This window comes from Ekhidna sp., assembly GCF_965247405.1.
GTDB lineage: Bacteria > Bacteroidota > Bacteroidia > Cytophagales > Cyclobacteriaceae > Ekhidna.
Window position 1 is genome coordinate 948760 of sequence record NZ_OZ252014.1, and the last position, 22121, is coordinate 970880.

19 protein-coding genes are annotated in these 22121 nt (G+C 42.1%); 13 read left to right on the plus strand and 6 right to left on the minus strand.

Going from position 1 to position 22121, the window contains the following annotated elements; translation table 11 throughout:
- Positions 1-77 precede the first annotated feature (77 nt).
- The 3 genes from ACP14Y_RS04175 to ACP14Y_RS04185 are packed head-to-tail and all read left to right on the plus strand — an operon-like array spanning position 78 to position 2551.
- Positions 78-1418: an NfeD family protein gene (locus ACP14Y_RS04175; RefSeq protein ID WP_424961715.1), complete on the plus strand. Its 1341-nt coding sequence runs from the start codon at positions 78-80 to the stop codon at positions 1416-1418.
- 10 nt (positions 1419-1428) lie between these two features.
- On the plus strand, positions 1429-1605 hold the full coding sequence (locus ACP14Y_RS04180; RefSeq protein WP_349563233.1) for a hypothetical protein: 177 nt from the start codon (positions 1429-1431) through the stop codon (positions 1603-1605).
- The gene (locus ACP14Y_RS04185; RefSeq protein ID WP_424961716.1) at positions 1583-2551 is read left to right on the plus strand and encodes a DUF3667 domain-containing protein; all 969 of its coding nucleotides are present in this window, start codon (positions 1583-1585) and stop codon (positions 2549-2551) included. The genes ACP14Y_RS04180 and ACP14Y_RS04185 overlap by 23 nt, the downstream gene beginning before the upstream one ends.
- Here the strand turns inward: ACP14Y_RS04185 and hemL are convergent.
- The 3 genes from hemL to guaA are packed head-to-tail and all read right to left on the minus strand — an operon-like array spanning position 2531 to position 7200.
- A complete protein-coding gene (gene hemL / locus ACP14Y_RS04190; RefSeq protein ID WP_424961717.1) occupies positions 2531-3823 on the minus strand; it encodes a glutamate-1-semialdehyde 2,1-aminomutase in 1293 nt (430 codons plus the stop codon). The two genes, ACP14Y_RS04185 and hemL, sit on opposite strands and share 21 nt — an antisense overlap.
- Positions 3804-5648, minus strand: coding sequence for a hypothetical protein (locus tag ACP14Y_RS04195; protein WP_424961718.1), 1845 nt, complete (start codon positions 5646-5648; stop codon positions 3804-3806). Before ACP14Y_RS04195 ends, hemL begins: the two co-directional genes overlap by 20 nt.
- Before the next feature lie 28 nt (positions 5649-5676).
- Positions 5677-7200, minus strand: coding sequence for a glutamine-hydrolyzing GMP synthase (gene guaA, locus ACP14Y_RS04200; protein ID WP_424961719.1), 1524 nt, complete (start codon positions 7198-7200; stop codon positions 5677-5679).
- Positions 7201-7334: 134 nt separating this feature from the next.
- On the opposite strand from guaA, the gene pafA reads away from it, so the two are divergent.
- The gene (gene pafA / locus ACP14Y_RS04205; RefSeq protein WP_424961720.1) at positions 7335-8945 is read left to right on the plus strand and encodes an alkaline phosphatase PafA; all 1611 of its coding nucleotides are present in this window, start codon (positions 7335-7337) and stop codon (positions 8943-8945) included.
- Positions 8946-8978: 33 nt separating this feature from the next.
- Positions 8979-9629, plus strand: coding sequence for a DUF4159 domain-containing protein (locus ACP14Y_RS04210; protein ID WP_424961721.1), 651 nt, complete (start codon positions 8979-8981; stop codon positions 9627-9629).
- Between the two features lie 68 nt (positions 9630-9697).
- Here the strand turns inward: ACP14Y_RS04210 and ACP14Y_RS04215 are convergent, their stop codons facing one another.
- Positions 9698-10534, minus strand: coding sequence for a hypothetical protein (locus tag ACP14Y_RS04215; RefSeq protein ID WP_424961722.1), 837 nt, complete (start codon positions 10532-10534; stop codon positions 9698-9700).
- A gap of 207 nt (positions 10535-10741) precedes the next feature.
- On the opposite strand from ACP14Y_RS04215, the gene ACP14Y_RS04220 reads away from it, so the two are divergent.
- The 5 genes from ACP14Y_RS04220 (at position 10742) to ACP14Y_RS04240 (ending at position 16154) form a co-directional block, all read left to right on the plus strand.
- Positions 10742-11692, plus strand: a complete 951-nt coding sequence (locus tag ACP14Y_RS04220; RefSeq protein WP_424961723.1) for a hypothetical protein — start codon at positions 10742-10744, stop codon at positions 11690-11692.
- Positions 11693-11696: 4 nt separating this feature from the next.
- Positions 11697-14375: a CHAT domain-containing protein gene (locus ACP14Y_RS04225; protein WP_424961724.1), complete on the plus strand. Its 2679-nt coding sequence runs from the start codon at positions 11697-11699 to the stop codon at positions 14373-14375.
- 1 nt (position 14376) lies between these two features.
- Positions 14377-15225, plus strand: coding sequence for a LytR/AlgR family response regulator transcription factor (locus ACP14Y_RS04230; RefSeq protein WP_424961725.1), 849 nt, complete (start codon positions 14377-14379; stop codon positions 15223-15225).
- Positions 15226-15308: 83 nt separating this feature from the next.
- Entirely contained in the window at positions 15309-15875 is a 567-nt protein-coding gene (locus ACP14Y_RS04235; protein ID WP_424961726.1) for a hypothetical protein, read from the plus strand.
- Positions 15876-15971: 96 nt separating this feature from the next.
- A complete protein-coding gene (locus ACP14Y_RS04240; protein ID WP_424961727.1) occupies positions 15972-16154 on the plus strand; it encodes a hypothetical protein in 183 nt (60 codons plus the stop codon).
- Between the two features lie 18 nt (positions 16155-16172).
- Here ACP14Y_RS04240 and ACP14Y_RS04245 read toward each other — a convergent pair whose 3' ends face one another.
- Positions 16173-17375 carry a TlpA family protein disulfide reductase gene (locus ACP14Y_RS04245; protein ID WP_424961728.1) on the minus strand — a complete coding sequence of 401 codons (1203 nt, stop codon included), beginning with the start codon at positions 17373-17375 and terminating at the stop codon, positions 16173-16175.
- 73 nt (positions 17376-17448) lie between these two features.
- On the opposite strand from ACP14Y_RS04245, the gene ACP14Y_RS04250 reads away from it, so the two are divergent.
- From ACP14Y_RS04250 to ACP14Y_RS04260, 3 genes are all read left to right on the plus strand, one after another.
- Positions 17449-17883 carry a hypothetical protein gene (locus tag ACP14Y_RS04250; RefSeq protein WP_424961729.1) on the plus strand — a complete coding sequence of 145 codons (435 nt, stop codon included), beginning with the start codon at positions 17449-17451 and terminating at the stop codon, positions 17881-17883.
- Positions 17884-17979: 96 nt separating this feature from the next.
- Positions 17980-19110: a DEAD/DEAH box helicase gene (locus tag ACP14Y_RS04255; RefSeq protein WP_424961730.1), complete on the plus strand. Its 1131-nt coding sequence runs from the start codon at positions 17980-17982 to the stop codon at positions 19108-19110.
- An 11-nt stretch (positions 19111-19121) separates the two neighbouring features.
- Positions 19122-19568 carry a hypothetical protein gene (locus ACP14Y_RS04260; RefSeq protein ID WP_424961731.1) on the plus strand — a complete coding sequence of 149 codons (447 nt, stop codon included), beginning with the start codon at positions 19122-19124 and terminating at the stop codon, positions 19566-19568.
- Here ACP14Y_RS04260 and ACP14Y_RS04265 read toward each other — a convergent pair.
- Positions 19565-22120, minus strand: a complete 2556-nt coding sequence (locus ACP14Y_RS04265) for an ABC transporter permease (protein ID WP_424961732.1) — start codon at positions 22118-22120, stop codon at positions 19565-19567. The genes ACP14Y_RS04260 and ACP14Y_RS04265 overlap by 4 nt on opposite strands.
- Position 22121: the final 1 nt, after the last annotated feature.

Genomic DNA, 22121 nt, shown 5'->3' on the forward strand with positions numbered 1-22121 from the left:
CGATTAAATTAGGATAACTTTATGCATGGATCAACAGTTTCAAAGTTGAAGCTTTGTTGTGATTTTAGCATCCGATTATGAGAAAACTATTTGCATTACTTACCACCCTTTTAGTTTTAACATTCTTTAGTCAGGAAAAGGAAAAGCCTTTGGTATTACATCTAAAAATCGATGATGTCATAGACCCCCGAACCAACCGATACTCTGAACTTGGTCTGGAAAAAGCTGAGGAGATTGATGCTGACTATGTCATTCTGGAGCTAGATACATATGGCGGAGCACTAAATGACGCAGACGATATCCGCACCCGAATCCTCAATTTTGATCGGCCGATCTACACATTCATCAATAAGGATGCAGCTTCTGCAGGCGCCTTAATCTCCATCGCGTGTGACAGTATCTACATGGCAAAGGGATCCAGCATTGGAGCAGCTACCGTAGTAACTCAGGATGGTGCAGCAGCACCTGACAAGTACCAGTCCTATATGCGATCCATCATGCGATCCACCGCTGAGGCGAAAGGTAGAAACCCAAGAATGGCTGAAGCTATGGTGGATGAAGATATTGACCTTGATAGCATTGCCACAGAAGGAAAAATCCTTACACTTTCTACATCAGAAGCCATAAAATACGGATTTTGTGAAGCTGAAGTAAACGATATAGATGACATCATGCAGCGATCTGGAGTAGAGGAATACGAGCTTAAGGAGTTTAACCTTGGCACCACCGAAAAGATCATCTCCCTTTTTCTCAATCCTTTCGTAAGCGGAATCCTGATTCTGATCATCATTGGTGGGATCTATTTCGAACTGCAAACACCGGGAGTAGGTTTCCCAATACTGGCCTCCATCGTGGCAATCATCTTGTATTTCGTCCCTAACTATCTCAATGGGCTTGCTGCCAACTGGGAGATCATTATGTTCATCGTAGGAATTATCCTGATCGCAGTTGAAGTTTTTGTCATCCCGGGCTTTGGCGTGGCTGGCGTTCTTGGGCTTATCTGTACCATAGGATCACTGGTTTTGGTTATGCTCAATAATGACATGTTTGACTTTTCATTTGTAGGGGCTGATCAAATTTTTATTTCTGTTGCTACAGTCCTGGCAGGCATGCTGGGCGCCATTGTCATTATGTTTTTCGGGGGAGCCCGGTTACTCAACAGTAATGTGTTCAAACGTATTGCTCTGCAGGAGGTGCAGGAAGGCTCACAGGGTTATACGTCTACCTTTTACAAGGAGAAGTCACTTGTAGGTAAAAATGGTAAAACCTACACACGCCTGCGTCCAAGTGGGAGGATTGAGATAGATGGAGAGATTTATGATGCATTTACCCGGGGTAATTTTATTGACGAGGGAGCAGAAATCGTGGTGGTTTCCGATGAAGGCACCAGCCTGAAAGTAAAGGAAGTTGACAGTTAACAATTGACCAATGAAGTTATTTCCCACACTAATCTGGACATTTACCATCCTGGCATTTGTCTTTCTTTTCTTTTCGCTAAGGACGGAAACCAACCAATTAATTTATAGTTTAGTCGCGCTGGGAATGTGGGGAGTGGCCTTTTTGCTCAATAAGTTCAAACCAGGTGAAAAAGAGAAGGAAACATAAAGCCTGCCTCAATTGCGGCGAGCTACTTCAACAAAAACATAATTATTGTCCGAACTGCGGACAGGAAAATACAGACAACCAGGTCAGCGTTGGCTTGCTACTACGTGAGTTTCTGTCAAATTTCTTTTCCCTGGATTCTCGTTTTGGACGTTCATTCAAGCCATTCTTATTCAGTCCGGGAAAACTTACAATAGCATTCAATGAAGGTAGAAGGGTACTATATGCCAATCCTATCCGATGGTACCTGGTCATTAGCATCTTTCATTTCTTCTTCATGGCCAAGATGTTTGAACCCACTGTGAAAGATCGCCAGCTTAGAGGATTTCAGGATGAAATGGAAGAACTAAGTCAGCACAAATTTGACAGTCTCTATGCTTTGCCAGATACTACACAAAACGGATGGCCTATCCCTGTAACAAAATCAGAGCTGGTAGATCATTTGATTGTAACCACGACTCTGACGCCTCCCGAGATCATGGACTCTTTGAATTTGGAATTTGATAGCTGGCATAGACAATATGCAGCAGAAAAAGTTATCAAGATTTCTCAGGAAACAACCGCCTCGCTCAATAATTATATCATGAGGCAAATTCCCATTATCATCTTCTTCATATTACCAATCTATGCATTGCTATTAAAAGCATTGTTCTGGCGCAAAGGATTGTATATCAAACACCTGATCCATTCTATTCACATCCATGCTTTCTTTTTCTTCCTATTGGGTTGGGTCTGGATATTCTCACTGATAATTGAAGATTTCGAAGATTTTGGTCTGGGATTCACGCTGCTTTTAACCTGCGTATACATTGTCATAAGCTTTCATCGTGTGTATGGAGTAAAATACATATGGAGTACTTTCCGATTGTTAATTATCGGATTCCTATATTCCATTGTACTACTCTTTGGTTTGATAGTAGGAGTGTTCCTATCCCTGGCGCTGCTCTAAGAAAGCTTCAAAAGTTTGAATGATTTTCTTCACTTCATTATCCTCTATACTAGTGGAAATAAACCATGACTCAAACTGAGCTGGCGGAAGGTATACACCATTCTCTAGATTAAATCGAAAATATTTACCAAATAACGCTGTATCACACGTTTTGGCCTTTTCAAAATCAGTTACTTTCTGATCGGTGAAGAACAAGCTGATCATACTACCAATCTGATTCATGGTATAATCCCGCTTATGTTTTTTTAGTGCCTTTTGATAACCTGATAGTATTTTTTTGGTCGTTTTCTCCAGGTTTTCATACACTTCCGGATGTTCATTCAAATAGCTGAGCTGTGCATACCCGGCAGCCATAGCCACAGGGTTTCCCGAGAGTGTTCCGGCCTGGTAAACAGGACCTTGAGGAGACACAAAATCCATGATATCCTTTCTGCCTCCATAGGCACCTACCGGCATACCTGCACCAATGATTTTACCTAAAGTAGTAAGATCAGGGCGTACGCCAAATACTTCTTGCGCCCCACCTTTGGAAAGGCGGAATCCGGTCATCACCTCATCAAAAATGAGGACGATACCTTCTTCATCGCATAGTGATCTTAACCCTTCCAAAAATCCCTTCTCAGGTAAAACACACCCCATATTTCCTGCGACAGGCTCCACGATAATGGCAGCAACCTGCCCCTTATTTGCAGCCACAACCTCCTTCACTTTTTCCAGATCATTAAAAGGAGCAAGCAAAGTGTCTTTAGCTGTTCCTTCTGTGACGCCAGGGCTATTTGGTGTCCCCATTGTGGCAGCACCACTTCCAGCTGCTATCAGAAATGAATCTCCGTGACCGTGGTAGCAGCCTTCAAACTTAATAACCTTGTCTTTTTTGGTAAATCCTCTGGCCAGCCGTATGGCCGACATGGTGGCTTCCGTGCCGGAGTTAACCATCCGTACCTTCTCAATGGATGGCACCATCTCGGTAATCAGCTCTGCAAGCTCTACCTCCATTCTACAGGGAGCCCCAAATGAAGGTGATCCAATAACCGCCTTGAAAATAGCCTCCTCGATCTTTTTATTCGCATGACCCAGAATCATCGGGCCCCAACTATTGATAAGATCGATGTATGAATTACCATCCTCATCATACATGTAAGCCCCTTCTGCTTTAGCAAAAAAAATGGGGTCGCCCCCCACTGCTTTAAAAGCTCTGACGGGTGAATTTACTCCACCCGGAATATAGTCTTGTGCTCGTTCAAAAAGTTCTTTACTCGTCGTTATATTCATCTGATCCTTCAACTTTCTGTTCTGCGTTTCTGTTTTGTAATTCCAACTCTTTCAACGTAGTGATAGGAACAACCTGATTGTCTTTGAATGGGCCGTATTTTAATCCCTCCATAATATACCCAGGATAATAATCGCCATTAACTAAGCCTCGCTGAAAATACTTTCCATGCTCATCCATCAAATAGCCCAAATGCTTAATGAGTTCATAGCCGTAGAGATGGTACTCACTTGGCATTTGACCAATTTTTTCAATGAATTTATCTCTAAGGCGTTCATACTTTAAGCTTTCATCATCGAAGTAGGAAGGACTTAAAAAATCCACCTGCAAACGCTCCAGCTGTGAATAAGAGACAAGAGAGAAATCCAGCCAATCTTCGTACCCGATAATGCCAATACTGTCACTCCGCACTTCAACCATACTGATGAAGTTATTCGCTAAAACATTGCTGGAAGTAGCTGCGAAAATATGCCCAATACTATCTGGTTGAATGGTGAACTTCACTTCATACGATTCGATAACATCATTTCCTTCATTATCTCGAATAATACGTCCGGTTCGTTCATTCCTCAGGCTTCTTGTGCGAACAATTCTGCCAGGTAGCAAAGCAATAGAATCAATTTCCGATTGCGAGTACATGGTATCCAACCGAACCTCGTATTGCTCGGTAAAGTCTTTCTGGATCTGTTGAGCATCTTCATTAGAAAGCCGTGCAAACTGAACCACAAAAAAACTATCTTTTTCTATCGTTTCTCGGTAGGCGTTTGCCACGATACTGTCACGGTCAGTTTCATAAAAAATGAATAGCTTTTTATTGTCCGTAAATTTCTTCGAAGCGTATTTAGCCGCTTCTCTTCCTTGTGTGCTGTAGGCTGGTTTAAAAAGGTACGAGTATGGATTGTCTCCTACGATCGCTTCATTGGATGAAACAGGGTTAACCATCGTAATTTTATTTTCCTTCGAAAACTGACTGATAAAGTTTGATGGTCCGGAGTAAAGCGGCCCGACAATTACATCCGCTTTATCAAGCTTTTTGTTTTTAATCAAATCATAAGTTACAGATCCTTTCTTCTGTGTGTCGAACGGAAACAAATTGAGCCTAATATCTTCTTTTTCAAGCTCAGCCTGAGCAAGTTCCATCCCTTGATATAAATCAAAAATGATGGAGTTCCGAATGACTGTTTGTGGGGTTTCCAGTGATTCGTACATAAATGGAAGCACTACCGCAACAGCATACTCATCTTTTTTGACCAATGGTAAACTTTCGTCTGATCCCAACTCTACATCAAACTTTTCTGCCAGTTCCTGCAGCATAAACTGATCTCGCTCCTCATAAGGCTGGGACTTGATTGAATTGGCATAGTACTCACCGATATATTTATTGTTAGGGTTAAGCGTGTAAGCTGAATCCAGGCTCTCGATGGGCATCTTACCAAGGAACGCATCGATCAAGCTATTTCTCCATAAATCAGGTAATTGTTCAGCTTTACGAAACGCCTGCCACATATTACCCTGATGAAAGGCTACATATGCCAGCCAAAAATCTACCTCTTGCCGTTTGTCCCAGTCCGGATACTTTGCCTGTATCTGCTTCCACATTTCTTCAGCTACTTTCGGCTGATTCGACTTCAACGCTGACAATGCATAGTAGAATGAGGCATACTCACCAAATGTGGCATCATTGGTCAATGGCTGAAATGCCTGCATAGCAACCTGATAGTTGCCCAGAGAAAACTGACGCTTTGCTTCCAGATATTCTCCCTGATTGGATTGAGTGAATCCAAATAGAAACGATAAGATGAGTAAGCTGAAAATGGTTATCCTCACTGGTCTATTTTTATTTCAAAACTAATGATTATTCCCACTCGATGGTTGCAGGCGGCTTAGAGCTAATATCATAAACCACCCTGTTCACTCCTTTCACCTGATTGATGATTTTATTTGAAATTCTACCTAGAAATTCATATGGTAGATGCACCCAGTCAGCAGTCATCCCGTCAAGGCTGGTCACCGCTCTGAGCGCTACCACGCTTTCATACGTTCGCTCGTCACCCATCACACCTACTGACTGCACAGGCAGCAACATCGCTCCGGCTTGCCATACCTCATCGTATAAGCCGCCCTCTTTCAACCCATTGATAAATATTGAATCAACCTCCTGTAAGATGCGTACCTTCTCCGCAGTAATGTCTCCCAATATTCTAATGCCTAGTCCAGGTCCCGGGAACGGATGACGACCCAAAATAAAATCAGGTACCTCTAATGTTTTGCCCACATTCCGTACCTCGTCTTTAAAAAGGGTGTTTAGCGGCTCAACTACTTTCAAGTTCATTTTTGCTGGAAGTCCCCCCACATTGTGGTGAGATTTGATCGTAACTGACGGTCCGTTAACGGATACCGATTCGATCACATCCGGATAAATGGTGCCCTGTCCCAGCCATTTCACATCCTTGATGCTTTTCGCTTCCTGATCAAATACCTCGATAAACACCCTGCCGATGATCTTTCGCTTCTTCTCCGGGTCGGTTTCATTTTTCAGTTCGTCATAAAACCTGTTCTTAGCATCAACACCTTTCACATTTAGTCCAAGGCCCTCGTATGATTTCAGCACACCCTCAAATTCATCTTTTCGCAAGAGTCCGTTATCTACAAAAATGCAATACAGGTTTTTACCGATTGCCTGGTGGATGAGCATGGCAGCAACGGAAGAATCAACACCCCCGGACAATCCTAGCACTACTTTATCATTTCCCAGTTGCTTTTTCAATGATGCAACTGTTTCTTCAACAAATATGTCTGGTGTCCAATCCTGGGATGCTCCACAGATGTGAACTACAAAGTTTCTTAGAACTATTTTGCCTTGAGTACTATGCGTTACTTCAGGATGGAATTGAATTCCATAAACTTGCTTATCCTTGATTTTGAAAGCAGCAACAGGGATTGATTCCGTGGCTGATATTTTCTGAAAACTAGTTGGTAAATCGGTAATGGTATCTCCATGAGACATCCATACTTGACTGCCAATCTCAATCTCTTTCAGTAAATCAAAATGTGAATCAACCGTTTTGAGGTTGGCTCTTCCGTATTCCCTGTGATCCGACTTAGCTACTTTTCCTCCGTTCTTTTGAACCAACAGCTGCGCCCCATAGCATATTCCTAAGACCGGTAAGTCACCCAGATCATCCATATTCATATCCGGAGAACCAGGATCCAGTACGGAACATGGACCTCCTGATAATATCACACCTTTTATATCCGGAGTGATCTCAAATTTGCTGAATGGATGAATTTCACAATAAACATTTAGCTCACGTACTCTTCTAGCGATTAGCTGTGTGTATTGTGAACCAAAATCGAGGATCAGGATTTTATCTTGCATGGCCGCAAAATTACAGGCTTAATGCCATACAATTGGCCCTTCTCTTTATCGAAAATTCATATAATCAATGAAACAATTTAACTCTGGAATAATTTTGGTTTAATACCTTCACATCGCATTAGAAATCAATCTCTATGAAAAGAACGTTTTTTGGACTTCTGATCTTAATGTTTTTTGCAGGCACGTCTCAGGAAAAACCGCGATTGGTCGTTGGAATTGTTGTAGACCAGATGAGATATGACTATATCTCTCGGTTTTACAATGACTTTGATGGTGGTGGATTTAAGCGGCTAATTGATGATGGATTTCTTTTCAGAAACGCCCATTACGATTATATGCCTACCAAAACCGGCCCTGGACATGCCTCTATCTACACTGGGACTACACCAGCCCGGCATGGTATCATTGGAAATGACTGGTACGCCACTTCAATCGATCAGAAAATCAATTGTGTTTATGATAGCACAGCATCCGTCGTGGGAGGAGTTTCTAATGGAGAAGTTTCTCCACGAAATGTAAAAACCACCACCATCACGGATGAATTAAGACTGTTTTACAACTTCACTTCAAGAGTGGTGGGTGTTTCACTAAAAGACAGAGGTGCAGCAATTCCTGCTGGTCACAATCCAACCGGTGCATATTGGTACGATCTGGAAAGTGGAAACATGATCACCAGTACCTATTATCAAAAGAACCTTCCATCGTGGATTGAGAAATACAACGAACGCAACCGACCGAATGCATTCCTATCAGGAAAATGGGAGCTTTTGAAAGCGAGAGAAGCTTATAATGAGAGCATTGAAGATGAAAATCCATATGAGCAAGAATTAAGAAAGGGTATGGGTGTCTCCTTTCCTCATGATTTGTCAAAGCACAAAAAAGACATGTCTTTGCTTAAATACACGCCGTTTACAAACACTTTGATTAAGGAAGTTTCAATGGAGGCAGTCATTGGAGAAAATCTTGGCATGGATTCAATTCCTGATTTTTTGACGATGAGCTTTTCTGCCACAGATGATATTGGTCATCGGTTTGGTCCCCGATCGAAAGAGGTCCAGGACACCTATCTGAGACTGGATCGTGAAATCAGTGAATTTCTAAGCTTCCTTGACGATAAGATTGGAGAGGGAAATTACCTGGTTTTCCTATCTGCCGATCATGGTGCCACGGATGTTCCAGCATACATGTACAAAAACAAAATGCCAGCAGGGTATCACAACAATGGATACATTAGGTCTTTGATTAATGATAGGTTAAGTGAACGATTTGGAGAAGGAAAATGGGTTAGCTCCATCATAAATGAGCAAGTCTATTTAAACAAAAACCTTGTGGACGATAAGCAATTGAATCTAACAGAAGTTAAAAAGGAAGTGATCAAGACGCTCATGGCTGAAGACTACATTGTAGATGCATTAGATGCCGATTTGGTGGCGATGAGAATGTTCACAGACCCTATGCTTATACGCTTACAAAATGGTTATGACAACAAGCGATCCGGGGATATTCTCTACATCCTGAAGCCCAGCACGCTTAATGATGCGTGGGGAAGGAAAGGAACCGACCACCGAACACCATACACTTACGATACGCATATTCCAATCATCTTTTATGGGAAAGGCGTCAGGAAAGGTAACAGTGTGAGACAGGTAGCTATCACGGATATTGCCCCAACCTTATCCATGCTTTTGAATATTTCTTTGCCAAGTGGAGCTGATGGGGAGCCTTTAAAAGAGCTGTTTGAATAAAACCATTTAAGTCAAGAGGAGTATAACTGACCTATGAGGAATCTTTGGATTGTACTTTCATTTATCAACATTCTGGCATTGGCTCAACCGGTAGAAATTGCCAAACTAAAGTATGACGGTGGCGGTGACTGGTATGCGAATAAAACCGCCCTTCCTAATCTGATAGAGTTTTGCAATGACCAGATAAATACTAATCTGGCACTCTCAGAAGACGTGGTAGAGGTAGGTAGTCCGGACCTTTTTCTTTATCCATACATCTATATGACCGGCCATGGCAATGTCGTTTTCAATGATGCCCAGGTAGAAAATCTCAGAAACTACCTAACCTCGGGAGGTTTCCTACATATTGATGATAACTATGGATTAGATCAGTTTGTACAAATTGAAATACAGAAGATTTTTCCGGAGCTGGATTTTGTGGAAATTCCCTTTGATCATCCCATTTATCACCAAAAGTTTGACTTTGATGATGGCCTACCGAAGATTCACCAGCACGATGGAAAACCACCAAAAGGATATGGAATCATCTATGAGGGACGATTAGTTTGCTTTTACTCCTATGAATCAGATCTAGGCAATGGGTGGGAAGATCAGTCGGTATACAATGATCCTCAAGAAGTGAGATTGGAGGCGCTGAAAATGGGAGCAAATATTATTTCTTATGTTTTTACCTCTGCGCTTTAAAAAAGGAAAACCCCACTCATCCGAAGAATCATGGGGCCGTTCCTACCTGAAAACTTACCAACCTTAGACTACCTTAATCTTCTTCTTGGTCGTAATGTAATTTCGAATGGTTCTCCATCATTGACAGTAACGGTAGCTAGGTAATCACACTCACCATCACCGTAATCCACAATTGCCACATTGTCTCCAGAAGTGAATTGCTTTACTCCTGCAACAGGTACATATACCCCACGTGCCCAGCAAGCTCTTTTGTATATCAATCGTTCAATGATTTCCATGGAATAAGTAACCCCATCTCTTCTAGATCCACTGGCATTTCCTTCAACCTGCGCTTCATCATCAATCGGATTATTGGCCCTGATCCAGGTACGAGTCCTTGCTGCTTCTCGGGTCACGGTTGTTTCATCTTCGAACGTTAGTTTTCCACCTGTAAGCGTAATACTGAAAGTAGGGTGGTCATCTGTGCTCTCAGCAATATTTTCAACTCTTCGGGTGCCTTCAACCAGAACCCCATCAATGCTGAAATCCTCAAAAGTTGTTTCTCTGAAAGCTCCCGGAACTAACCTATGGTCATTGTAGGAAATGAGGATTTTGCCTGCTCTGATCCGCCCACCAGGTCCCTCACATCCATCACCATAATCAATAGTCATGGTGTTATTTTCTCTGTCATGCGTAACGACTGCACAATCCAGAATATCGTCTTCTTCAATTCTTCCTCCTGTATCAACGGTTTCCATACTTGCCTCTACTATCAGGTCTATATCTTCATAACTAGACTCAAGTGCAGCCTCCGACTCCATGTCCATTGATTCAACAATATCTTCTGAACTCACTTCATTATCATCACTACATGATGTAAGGAAAGACACTGCTGCGATTGCGGTAATAAATAATAGCTTTTTCATGATTTTCATATTTCGGTTTTGTTTTAATCAATTTTGGTGCTTTGACATTGAATCCCTTCAGAGGTTTAATTTTCTATTAAAAAAATTTGAAAAAGAGTTTAATTCCTGTGAACAATTGGTAGACAAGCGATGAAATAGTTTCGGAAATGGAAGGTTAAGGATAGCAAATCATTAATATTGTAAGTGGCATAATCCACCAAATTCATTATGCGGTACCTAATCATACTCACAATCCTCATTACATTTCGATTTTCATCCTATTCACAAGGCTGTAGTGATGCCGGGTTTTGCACGATGGGGGCAATGAAGCCCGATCAGAATTACAGCAAAAGAATTGCGATCAAGCTCCGATCAATTGAATTCAATTATTATGAGGGCACCAGCCTCCTCACGCCAATCATCCGCGCTGCAACGGTTGATTTTACTTTGGGTATCAATGATTATAGCTCCTTCCAAATAAAGGTGCCCTACCAATGGATAAAGGGGAACCTGGGCGAAAATGCAGGACTGGGCGATATTTCTCTGAGCTATACCTACCTGTTAAAGGCCACAAGCAACTGGAACATCAATGGTACGCTGGGTGCCAAAGTCCCTACCAATGACTCCAATGCTAAGGTGAACAATGAAAACACGGGCGGAATGGACGCTCCCCTGCATATGTATTATCAGACAAGTTTAGGGTCATTCGATGCAATCGCAGGCATTTCAGCAATCAGCAATAAATGGCTTTTTGCTACTGGCATTCAAATAGCACTTACAGAAAATAATAATCAATTCACCTGGAGTGGTTTTCCAACTTATCCGAGTCCTGAATATGTGGAGGATTACAATCGAGGCAGAGAGTTAAAACGAGGGATAGATGTTATGCTCAGAGTAGAGCGAAATTGGAGATTCACCAATTTCAATTTTTCACTTGGTGCTTTACCTATTTGGCGAATCACTAAAGATGAAGCTATCATTCCGGGTACCGATGAGCGTGGCAAGCTGGACGGAACTACTGGAATGGCACTTTCTGTACTTGCCAGCTTTGGATATCACTTCGACGTAAATAATAGTGTAAAAGTCATTAAAGGATACAAGCTTACAGATAGGGATTTTAATCCGGACGGACTAACCCGCAATGAAGTATTGAGTATCAGCTATATATATAAATTCTAGCCTCATGAAGCGACTGTCTATACTTCTGTTTTTTTCACAGTTTGCCTTTGGTCAGGACATCCAGTTAAAGCAGGCAGAGTCATTTTATGCAGAAGGGGACTATGAAAATGCGTATACACAATATAAAGAGGCAAGTGACATCCATTTCGCTAATGCAGCATTTTCTTCGTATGTAGATACTCACCTTAGTATGGTCGACTGTCAAATCCATGCTGGCAATCCCTTTCATGCCAAAAGTCTGGCAGAAAACACGCTGACATTCATTGAGAACGAAACACCCAATGAAAACATATTAAAAGCTAAGGCACTCACTTTTCTCGGGCTTAGCTACCTGAACCTGGGGCGAAATGATGACGCACTTGAAGTGTTATTGAAGGCAGAAGGACATTTCTCCAATGAGGATACAGAAGCAAAGGCAAGCTGCCTGGATGCTTTGGGGTTAGTTTATACAAACAATGAAAACAAACAACTTGCAGCACAGTACCTCGAGCAGGCCTTCGTTATACGAAGAAAATTGTTTGGTGCACAGTCTATCGAGGCTGCAAACTCTTACAATAACCTGGGGCGTGTATTCCTCACCAGTGATCCACTTCAGGCACTGATTTATTTCAACCGCGCCAAAGGCATCTATGAGGAAAAATTAGGTAACAGCAGCCGAAGAGCACTTAGAGCTAGCCTAAACATCGCTTTTGCTAATATGGAGCAGGAGAATTACGATGATGCATTGGCTCAACTCAATGAGGTGAAACTCATCTATGATGCCTCCTATGATGAAGAACATCCTAATAAAGCTTACATCCAATCGATCATAGGGCGAGTGCACCTTGAAAAAGAAGAATATGAAAACGCCCTACTCAACCAAAAGGAAGCATTGCAGATGTATATCAGCCTTTTCGGTGAGAAGCACCCGGACGTAGCAAACACCTATTACCTCATTGGAGAAATCTATAAGGCAAAATCAGAATTCAAAACTTCAGTAGAATTCTATCAACGGGCTATTTATGCCAATTTACCTGAGCAGGTGTATGCCGACATTTATGATCTTCCGAAGCTTCAAAACTATTTTAATGCAGATATCTTGCTCAGAACTCTTCAGGCGAAAGCTATTGCACTGGGTGCGTTGCATTTCGAAAAATCGCTCAATGTTCGGGATATTGTAGGCGCTATTGAAACGTATCAGAAGTGTGACGATCTCATAACTATCATTAGAAGAAAACGATTGAATGAACAGGACAAACTCCGGCTCGGTCAAATTGCGAAAGAGGTCTATGAAAATGGTATTCAGCTTTCACTCATCCTGAGCGACCAGAGCTTTAATCGTAAAAAACACCTTCAAACGGCTTTTGATTTCTGCGAGCGTAGTAAATCATCGGTACTATTGGAAGCGATTACAGAATCAAAAGCAAAGAAGTTCGCGGGTATCCCTGAGGAGCAAATTCTTCTGGAAGACAGCCTGAAAGATGAGATCTCTTTCCTGGAGCAACAGCTGGCACAGCAGGAAAATGCAGACAACCAGGAAATGAAAGACCTGCTCTTTACCTATCAAAATGCCTATCGCACGTTCATTTCAAATTTAGAAAATCAGTATCCGGAGTACTACAAACTCAAATACGATCACTCAATAGCAACAATTGCTTCCGTTCAGCAACACTTGCATGAAAACGCAGCACTTCTATCTTATTTCCTTGGTGAAGAAGACATCTACCTTTTTATTATCACACAGAAGAAGGTTGAAGCCATTCGAAAACAGAAAGGAGATAATTTCAATAAATACACCACTGGGTTAAGGAACGCAATTAAATACAATAGTAAAAGCACTTTTTTCAAGGCTGCCAAAAATCTGCATGCACTGCTTATTCCTAGATTGAAATCAGATATTCAGGAGTTGGTGATTCTGCCTGATGGGATACTTGGCACTCTGCCATTTGAAACTTTTGTTAATCCTGACGATGAAACAGAGACTTTTAGTGATGCCGGCTTCCTGATTCGCGATTATCACATTTCCTACGATTACTCTGCGACACTCTTCAACGAGAGAAAGGCAGACAATGAACAGATTGACCCTGAGATTTTGCTCATCGCGCCTGTAAACTTCGATGAAAATGAAGTGCGAATGTCAGCTCTGCCGGGTTCGGAAAAGGAAATCGATGAAATTCGTTACCTGTTTATGGGTAGCAACTGTGAAACAAAAGTATGCATTGGCACAGAGGCTAGTGAATTTAATTTTAAGAAAGAAAATCTTGGGAAGTTTCGCTACTTACACTTTGCGACTCATGGATTTGTAAATGAATCAGAACCTGCGCTTTCACGAATATTTCTAAAACCCGGAAATGAAGAAGACGGCAGTCTATATACCGGAGAAATTTATAACCTGAACATTGATGCTGATTTAGTTACTCTATCTGCCTGCGAAACAGGCCTGGGAAAAGTAGCAAAAGGAGAAGGCATTGTCGGTTTAAGCAGAGCGCTTCAATACGCAGGAGCCAATAACATCATTGTTTCCCTCTGGCAGGTGGCAGATGCCTCAACAGCCCAGATGATGATTGAATTTTACAGATACAATCTGCACAATGAACATCATGGCTATAATACTGCACTAAGGCAGGCTAAGCTTTCTCTTCTGGATTCTGAAGAGTATGCACGTCCATACTATTGGGCTCCATTTATTTTGGTTGGTATGTAATATGAATCGTCGCACTTCTATATTGCTAGGTGCCTTCATCATTGGGTTAATTTTCTTTGATGCCGCCCAGCAGAAATACTACCTGGACACATTCGATTTAACTCCCAATAGAACTGTGGCATTTGGAGAATTACTAAGCAACCATCTCATAAGATGGCTGATATGGCTGGTGGTGAGCATACCTGTGTTATTTTTCTCATGGAATAAGGTTTTCAATAAAGAAAGGATATCAAATAAAAATTGGATAGCTATTGGAGGTCTGGTTTTACTATCAACTTTATTGTCAATCACATTGATTAGCGTCCAATCCATATTTTCACAAAATGTATCCCTTGCTGCATTTTCCGAATTCTTCCAATTTTTCACCTATCAGAAAGGGATCACTTTTCTAATGGCCTCAATTCTATTTATCGGATTGCTATACAACCACTCCAAACTTAAAACCATTGATGAGCAATCGATAGAAATCAAAACATTGAAAAAAGTGACCAGTGATCTTCAGGAGGTTTTAAGCCATGAGGAAAAGCCCCACTTGAATGTGAAAACAGGGTATAAACTCAAGCCCATAGCCCTGGAAGATATCGTGTGGATTCAATCGGACGATTACTGTGTGAAAATCCATACCGCAGACAAAACCTTTACGCTTCGCCAAAGTCTGAAGGCACTGGAAGACAAGCTTGCGCCATTCAGATTTATCCGTATACACAGAAGTGCATTACTCAATCTGAATTATTTAGACCAGGTTAATTTTGATACCGCTCACGTTCGATTAGTCAACGATCATGAAATTCCCTATTCAAAAAAAGGAATAAAGTCTCTAAAAGAGCATATGAAAGACTTATCTATCTGATTCGCTGCAAAATCAGGTTCGCTCACTGCAAAGCATAATGTTATCATTGATCGAATGCGTTTAGTTTACAAAAACCAAAACGCATGAAAAAATTAGCCTTCACTCTCTTCATAATTGCTCATTCATTGCAAGCTCAATACGAATTTGAGTCATCAGCAGATAATCCATATGGTAAACTCAATCCCGAAGCTCCTGAACAAACAGCTGATTTCGCACCGCTCATTGGCACCTGCACCTGTAAGTCTATCTCAAGAATAGACCAAAATACCTGGGCCGATACAGTAATGATGGATTGGACATTCAAATACATCATGAATGGAATGGCTGTGCAGGATGAGACACTGAAAGAAGATGGATTACATTCAGGTAGTATCCGCCAATTCAATGCGGACAGTGCAAAATGGTACGTTCACTACTACTCTACTTCCAGCGCAACACCCACGCTATCGAGCTGGGAAGGAAACAAAAGAGAAAATGGCAACATTGTACTCTACAGGGATCAGCCAGCACCCAATGGAATGCCCGGATTTTACAGACTCACTTTCTCAAACATATCGAAAAGTGGTTTTAACTGGGCTGGTGAATGGGTAAATAAGACAGAGACATTTACCTATCCCACCTGGCATATTTTCTGTGAAAAGAAGGAGTAAGAAATCATAATTGTTAACAAGAAGGCCTCTAACATTTAGGGAACTCTCAAGTTTATTTATCACCTTACTGGTCCTAATAACCTGTAATCGATAAGTATGAAGAGAGTAAAAGTCGGTGACATGGTGGAAAGTGACTATGGTAAAGGACGGGTGCTAGCCGAAACAAAAGAGTGGATCATCCATGATAACTCGGCTAATAACAGCGATTCGGAATTTGCCATATTGAAGTCTGACGATTATTACAAAGTAGTCAATGAATTAGCACTTCAAACTTCCTAAATGTCCATAAGGAAAAGTCTATTCAGCGAGTAGTGAATCAATGATTTCATTGAATCGCTGATCAAATGCCTGATAATACTCACCTGTTGCCGGGCCGTTAAAATAGCTGTGTACATACCTTACATATCCTGATTTATCCAGCATGACCAAGGTAGGAAAGGCTTCTATGCGTTCCATGAATGGAAATGGCATAGCTGCTCCAGTTTTGCTCAATCTTCCTCCCAATACCATATCGTAAGGGATATCATTTATCTCTCTGTACTTATTCAAACGTTCCAGTCCATATTCCTGAGAATAGTTTGCTTCAAAAGATGACGCCAATATTGCAACATCCATATCCTTCTTCTTCTGGAACCAATCCACCAGGTACTTTGTCTGATCGTGACTATTGGGACACCAGGTGCCAAATAATTGAATGATCAGCACCTTCCCCTCATATTTTGAAGGGTCTATAGCGTCACGCCCCTCCCCTGCTCCTAGAAGGTCATAATATGGTCTTTGGGATCCCGGTTCCACTTCCACCATTTCGAATGGATTTGTCAGCTCCGCCTCTGCATCATAAACCGCCTCCCAGGGTTCACTATACCCATCATCATAAATCATCTCACCGCTCCATCCATCCGCTGATTTTTTGCCCACAAAAGCGAACGCATGTGCTCCATCAAAACAGGATAGCTTGATTGAGTCACCATCCAAAATACCTTCAAAGTAGCGGTAGTCACTGACCTGCGTCATGATCGTGCCAGTGACAATATGACCTCTTTGGGTGAAGAGCCCTACACCTTTAGACAAACTAGAGGTTTCTGGAGAAAAAGTGATATCCCAGCGCTTTTCAATTGGAGGTGATGGTCGCACACTGTTTTTCATCATTCTTGGTTTTCCAAATTCAGCAGAAAATGGAATAGTGAGGTCACGATAATATTTTTTATAAACACCTGTGATACTCATTGCTGCAAATCGCGCTCTGATCTCCACATCGAAAGGTTCAAGCGGAATGAAAATACTGTCCCCTTCTATCGTAGCATTATTGACAACCCTTCTTTCCCTACCATTCAAAAAAGTAATCTCAGGTATTTCTCCCAACGGGTATCCAATCTCAAAAGTGAGCGGAATGTCTACATCGGAGTAGTGGATATCCCCGCGCCACTGACCGGGTTTGATGAGTTGAGAAAAAACATTGAATGAAAAAAAAGCGAGAAAAAAGGCTAGTATCAATTTCATAATTGGAAGATAGAAACTATTGGGCTTGGAATGAAATCAGTATATTTAAATAATTAACCAACCTAAATTAATTATGACAAACGAATCTGTAAAGCCGCCTACCTGGTTTTGGGTGGTAGCGGTTATTGCACTGCTTTGGAACCTGATGGGTGTGCTGGCATACCTTGGAGAGGCTTTAGCTACACCGGAAATGCTGGAAGCTATGCCTGATGACCAGCGCAACATGATAGAAAACAGACCCGCCTGGGCTACTGCTGCCTTTGCCATCGCTGTGTGGGGTGGCGCAATAGGATCTTTACTTTTGCTACTTCGCAAAGGACTGGCATACACAGTGCTAATTGCTTCCCTGATTGGGGTGATTGTTCAAATGATTTACAATCTTTTTATAGCAGAATCTACTGCATCCTATGGTCCTGGAGAAATTGCCATGGTTATCATGATACCATTAATTGGTATTCTGCTTGTTCTATTTGCAAAAAGAGGAAAAGCTTCTGGATGGCTTAAATAAGGATATCGTCAATTAACGAATCAAAGCATCACCTTACAGCGTGGTGCTTTTTTAGTTTTATCATTTTTTGCCCCGATTAATGCATCTTTGCCGCACATGACATTTAATGAATTTAACCTTGACGATCAGCTTACGGAAGCAATCGATCACATGGGCTTCTCAGAGGCCACTCCTATTCAGGAAGAAGCCATCCCAGCCATACTAGAAGGAAAAGACCTGATTGCCTGCGCGCAGACAGGAACTGGAAAAACAGCCGCATTTGTAATCCCGACGCTCAACTACCTGGCACAGAACCCCAGCGATGACGTGAAGGTGCTTGTGGTTGTTCCTACGCGAGAGTTGGCCATACAGATTGATCAGCAGATCGAAGGATTCTCCTACTATCTACCGGTACACTCCATTGCTATTTATGGTGGCGGAGATGGTTCTGATTTTGCCCAGCAGAAAAAAGCCTTGACACAGGGTAGTAATATTGTAGTAGCCACGCCAGGAAAACTGATTTCACACCTGAATCTTGGGTATGTCAAATTCGATCAGGTCACACATCTGATCCTGGATGAGGCGGACCGGATGCTGGATATGAACTTCTATGATGACATCAAGAAGATCATCACTTACCTCCCCAATCTGAAGCAGACGTCCATGTTTAGTGCCACCATGGCGCCCAAGATTGAGAAGCTGGCAAGGGAAATTCTGAAAGACCCAAAGAAAATAGAGCTGGCGCTGGCTAAGCCTGCAGAAAATATCAGCCAGGAAGTCTATCGCGTAGAAGAGGGATATAAATCAGAATTGATAAGTAAACTCATCAGCCGGTATGAAGCATTTGAGAGCATTTTGATCTTTAGCTCAACCAAGAAGAAAGTTTCAGAGATCGTTCAAAGTTTGAAAAAAGCAGGACTTGAAGCAAAAGGTATTTCGTCCATGCTGGAGCAGGATGAGCGGGAGCGAATTCTATTGAAATTCAGAGCCAAGAAACTGCGCATTCTGGTAGCGACTGATGTGCTTTCACGAGGTATAGACATCAAAGACATCAACCTGGTGGTCAACTATGATGTGCCCAATGATGCTGCTGACTATGTACACCGCATTGGCAGAACCGCGCGTGCCAAGACTAGCGGGGTGGCCATTACCTTGGTTAGCAAGGACGATAACTACAAAATGAAGCGCATCGAAAAGCTAATTGAGCGGCAGCTGGAGAAGGTGGACTATCCGATGCGGAGGAGGTAACTCTACTAAAAATGAAACTAACTAAACTCAATACACCTATCAAGTTACTTTTTGTACTTACAGCCTTTTTATTCTCTGCTGCCCTATATGGACAAGACAGTAGCGAACGTAATACTATAAGAGTTTCCATTATTAAACATCCTGTATCGCCAGCCTTTCTTTTTCAAATCCCCTACTTTTCTAAAGTACTGATTGATTCACATGAACAATTAAGATTAAGAAGCAGAGAGTACGCTTCAATTGAATTAGAAAAACAAGGTCATATGATTTCATTACCCAATAGTGACCCCTACTCAATTGATGGGGACAAGAATAACTACTATTTCATTATACTCTTCAGAAAAAGAACTCTCTGGAGAAAACATGAACTCATTGAGGTGACTGAAGAATATTTTAATAGCATTGAATTAGAAAAATATAGAGAGTACAATTCTTCTGATCAAATAAAATGGTATTAGCCTTCCCTCCTCAACACCTCCATCGGTGACTCTCGCACCACACTACGGCTGTTAAGCAAACCAATCAAAATGCTCATTCCGGTTACAAGCACAAAGACAATCCCGATTTGAGAAGCATTTGGGATGAAGGTGAACTCAAAAACAAACTGTCCCAACAACGTAGTGAAAAGACCTGCCAGCAATATCCCGCTAAGCGCTCCAAGCGCACCTAAAAAGAAATACTCAGCAATCGTAATCGTCCAGAGTTGCTTTTTGGAAGCCCCCAATGTTCGTAATAATACATTCTCTTGTACCCTTTGAAACTTGCTGAGAATGATCGAACTGATCATCACAATGATACCGGTTCCTATGCTAAAGAAGGCCATGAACTGGATCACAAAAGCTACTTTCCCCAACACATCTTCTAATGTCTTTAGGATCAATTCCAGGTCAATGATCGATACATTAGGAAACTTACTCACCACCTCCTGCTGATACCGAACCGACTTCATCATGTCATCCACACGGGTCACCAGCACATGAAATTGTGGTGCACGCTCCAATGCACCCTTTGGAAACAATACGAGAAAGTTGGTTTGCACCCTCCGCCAATCAATCTCCCGAAAGCTGCCTACATACGTCTTCAGGATCGCCCCTTGTACATTGAAGACTAACTCATCTCCCAGCTCAATATCCAGGTTGTCTTTAAATCCTTCAGAGATACTTATATAAATACTGTCATTTCTAACCTCTCCGATCCATTCGCCTTCTACAATTTTCTCCGAATCAATCAATGAATCCCGGTAGGTTACCCGGTATTCACGTGAATATGCCCAGTCTGAAATGGAAACGGTTGTATCATTAAACGCCTGATCTTTCGTATATCCCTTCACTTCCAGCAATCGCATTGTGACCACAGGAACATCTTGAGAGATGGGCAAGTCATATGCTCGAGTCAATTCTTTGATCTGTTCATGTTGCTCAGACTGAATATCAAACAAAACCGTATTTGGACGATCATTGGCAGCTGAAAGTGACACTCGCTGGACAAGGAGATCCTGCATGAAATAGAGTGTCGCCAGAAAAGCTGTCCCAAGCCCTAGTGCAGTTATCAAAATGACCGTTTGATTGTTCGGACGATACAAGTTGGAAAATCCCTGTCGCCAGACATATTTCATGGATTGTGGCACCAATTTTCGCGTAAGCCAACTCACGCCTTTTCCAATACCGCCCAACAAAGCAATCGCTCCAATTAAAATACCTGAAAATGCCAGTGATTCTTGCAGTTCCTGAATTTGCCAGAACACAGATAAGAAGATAAATAGGATGATTCCACCCACAATCGGGATCAAGGCTTTATCCAGTTTAAACTTAGATTCACCAAAGCCTAAACGTATGGCTGAAAGTGGGCTGATCTTACGCAGACCTATTAAAGACAAAAGTCCAAACAAAAGAGATATAACTATTCCTATCAGCACTCCGACAACCAGTGCCGGCCAATAGGGTTGTGGTACCAGGTCAATCGGTAGAAAATCTTGCACGACTACCGGCAAATACAGATGTATGGCTAATCCGAGTAAGCTGCCTATAATCGATCCAATAAACCCAAACAAAGTAACCTGAATCAGGTAGACCCTCACTGCCTGCTTGGCTTTCATACCCAGACATCTTAGTACAGCCACCGCCTGAACTTTACTTTTGGCATACACATAAATAGCACTGGCCACACCCAAACATCCCAGCAATAGCGCTGTGAAAGCTACGAGTTCCAGAAAGTTGGCCAGGTTTTCAAAGTCCTCTCCTGTCTCTCTTTTTTCTTCTTCTACGGTTTCTACATCGTACCCTTTGCTTTCGGTGTGGGAAGCCAATTTTTTCCAGCGACTGGTAGTATCAATCTCTTCAGAAAATTGAAAATAATGCACATAGTTAATCCTGCTCCCCTTTTGAATCAGGCCAGTCGACTCAAGGTATCGGTATGGAATGTAAACAACAGGTGAAACCGATGAAGAGACATCCGTCTGACCGGGAATCTGTGTGATTGCCCCTATGATCTCAAAAGTGAGTGCACCCACATTCAGGCTATCTCCAACCTGCGCATCATACTGGATCATCATCTTCTCGTCCACCAAAGCAAACCGACCATCTCTGAATTTTTGTGAGGCTTTTTCCGGTTTTGTCTCAATTGCACCATAGTATGGATAATCACCCTCCAATGCCCGAACCTGCACCAGACGAGTGCCTTTGGACTCGGTAAACATCACCATGGATGCGAAGTAGCTTTCTTTTGAATGATCGACGGTAAGCGATTTGAATTGGTGTAGCAAACTATCCGGCAGATCTCTTCTGCCTCTAACCCTCACATCCGAACCGACCAGTCCTTTCGCTTGATTGTCTATTTCCTGCAAAAGATTTTCCCGGAAAGAGGTAATTCCGACCATGGCCGCAATTCCTAACGAAATGGAAGCAATGAACAGCAGAAGCTTTCCCCGACTCTTGCGGCTATCCCTCCAGGCCATTTTCCATGGCCAGGATTTGCTGTACTTAGCAGGTTCTATGGTTATTTTTCTGTCCATT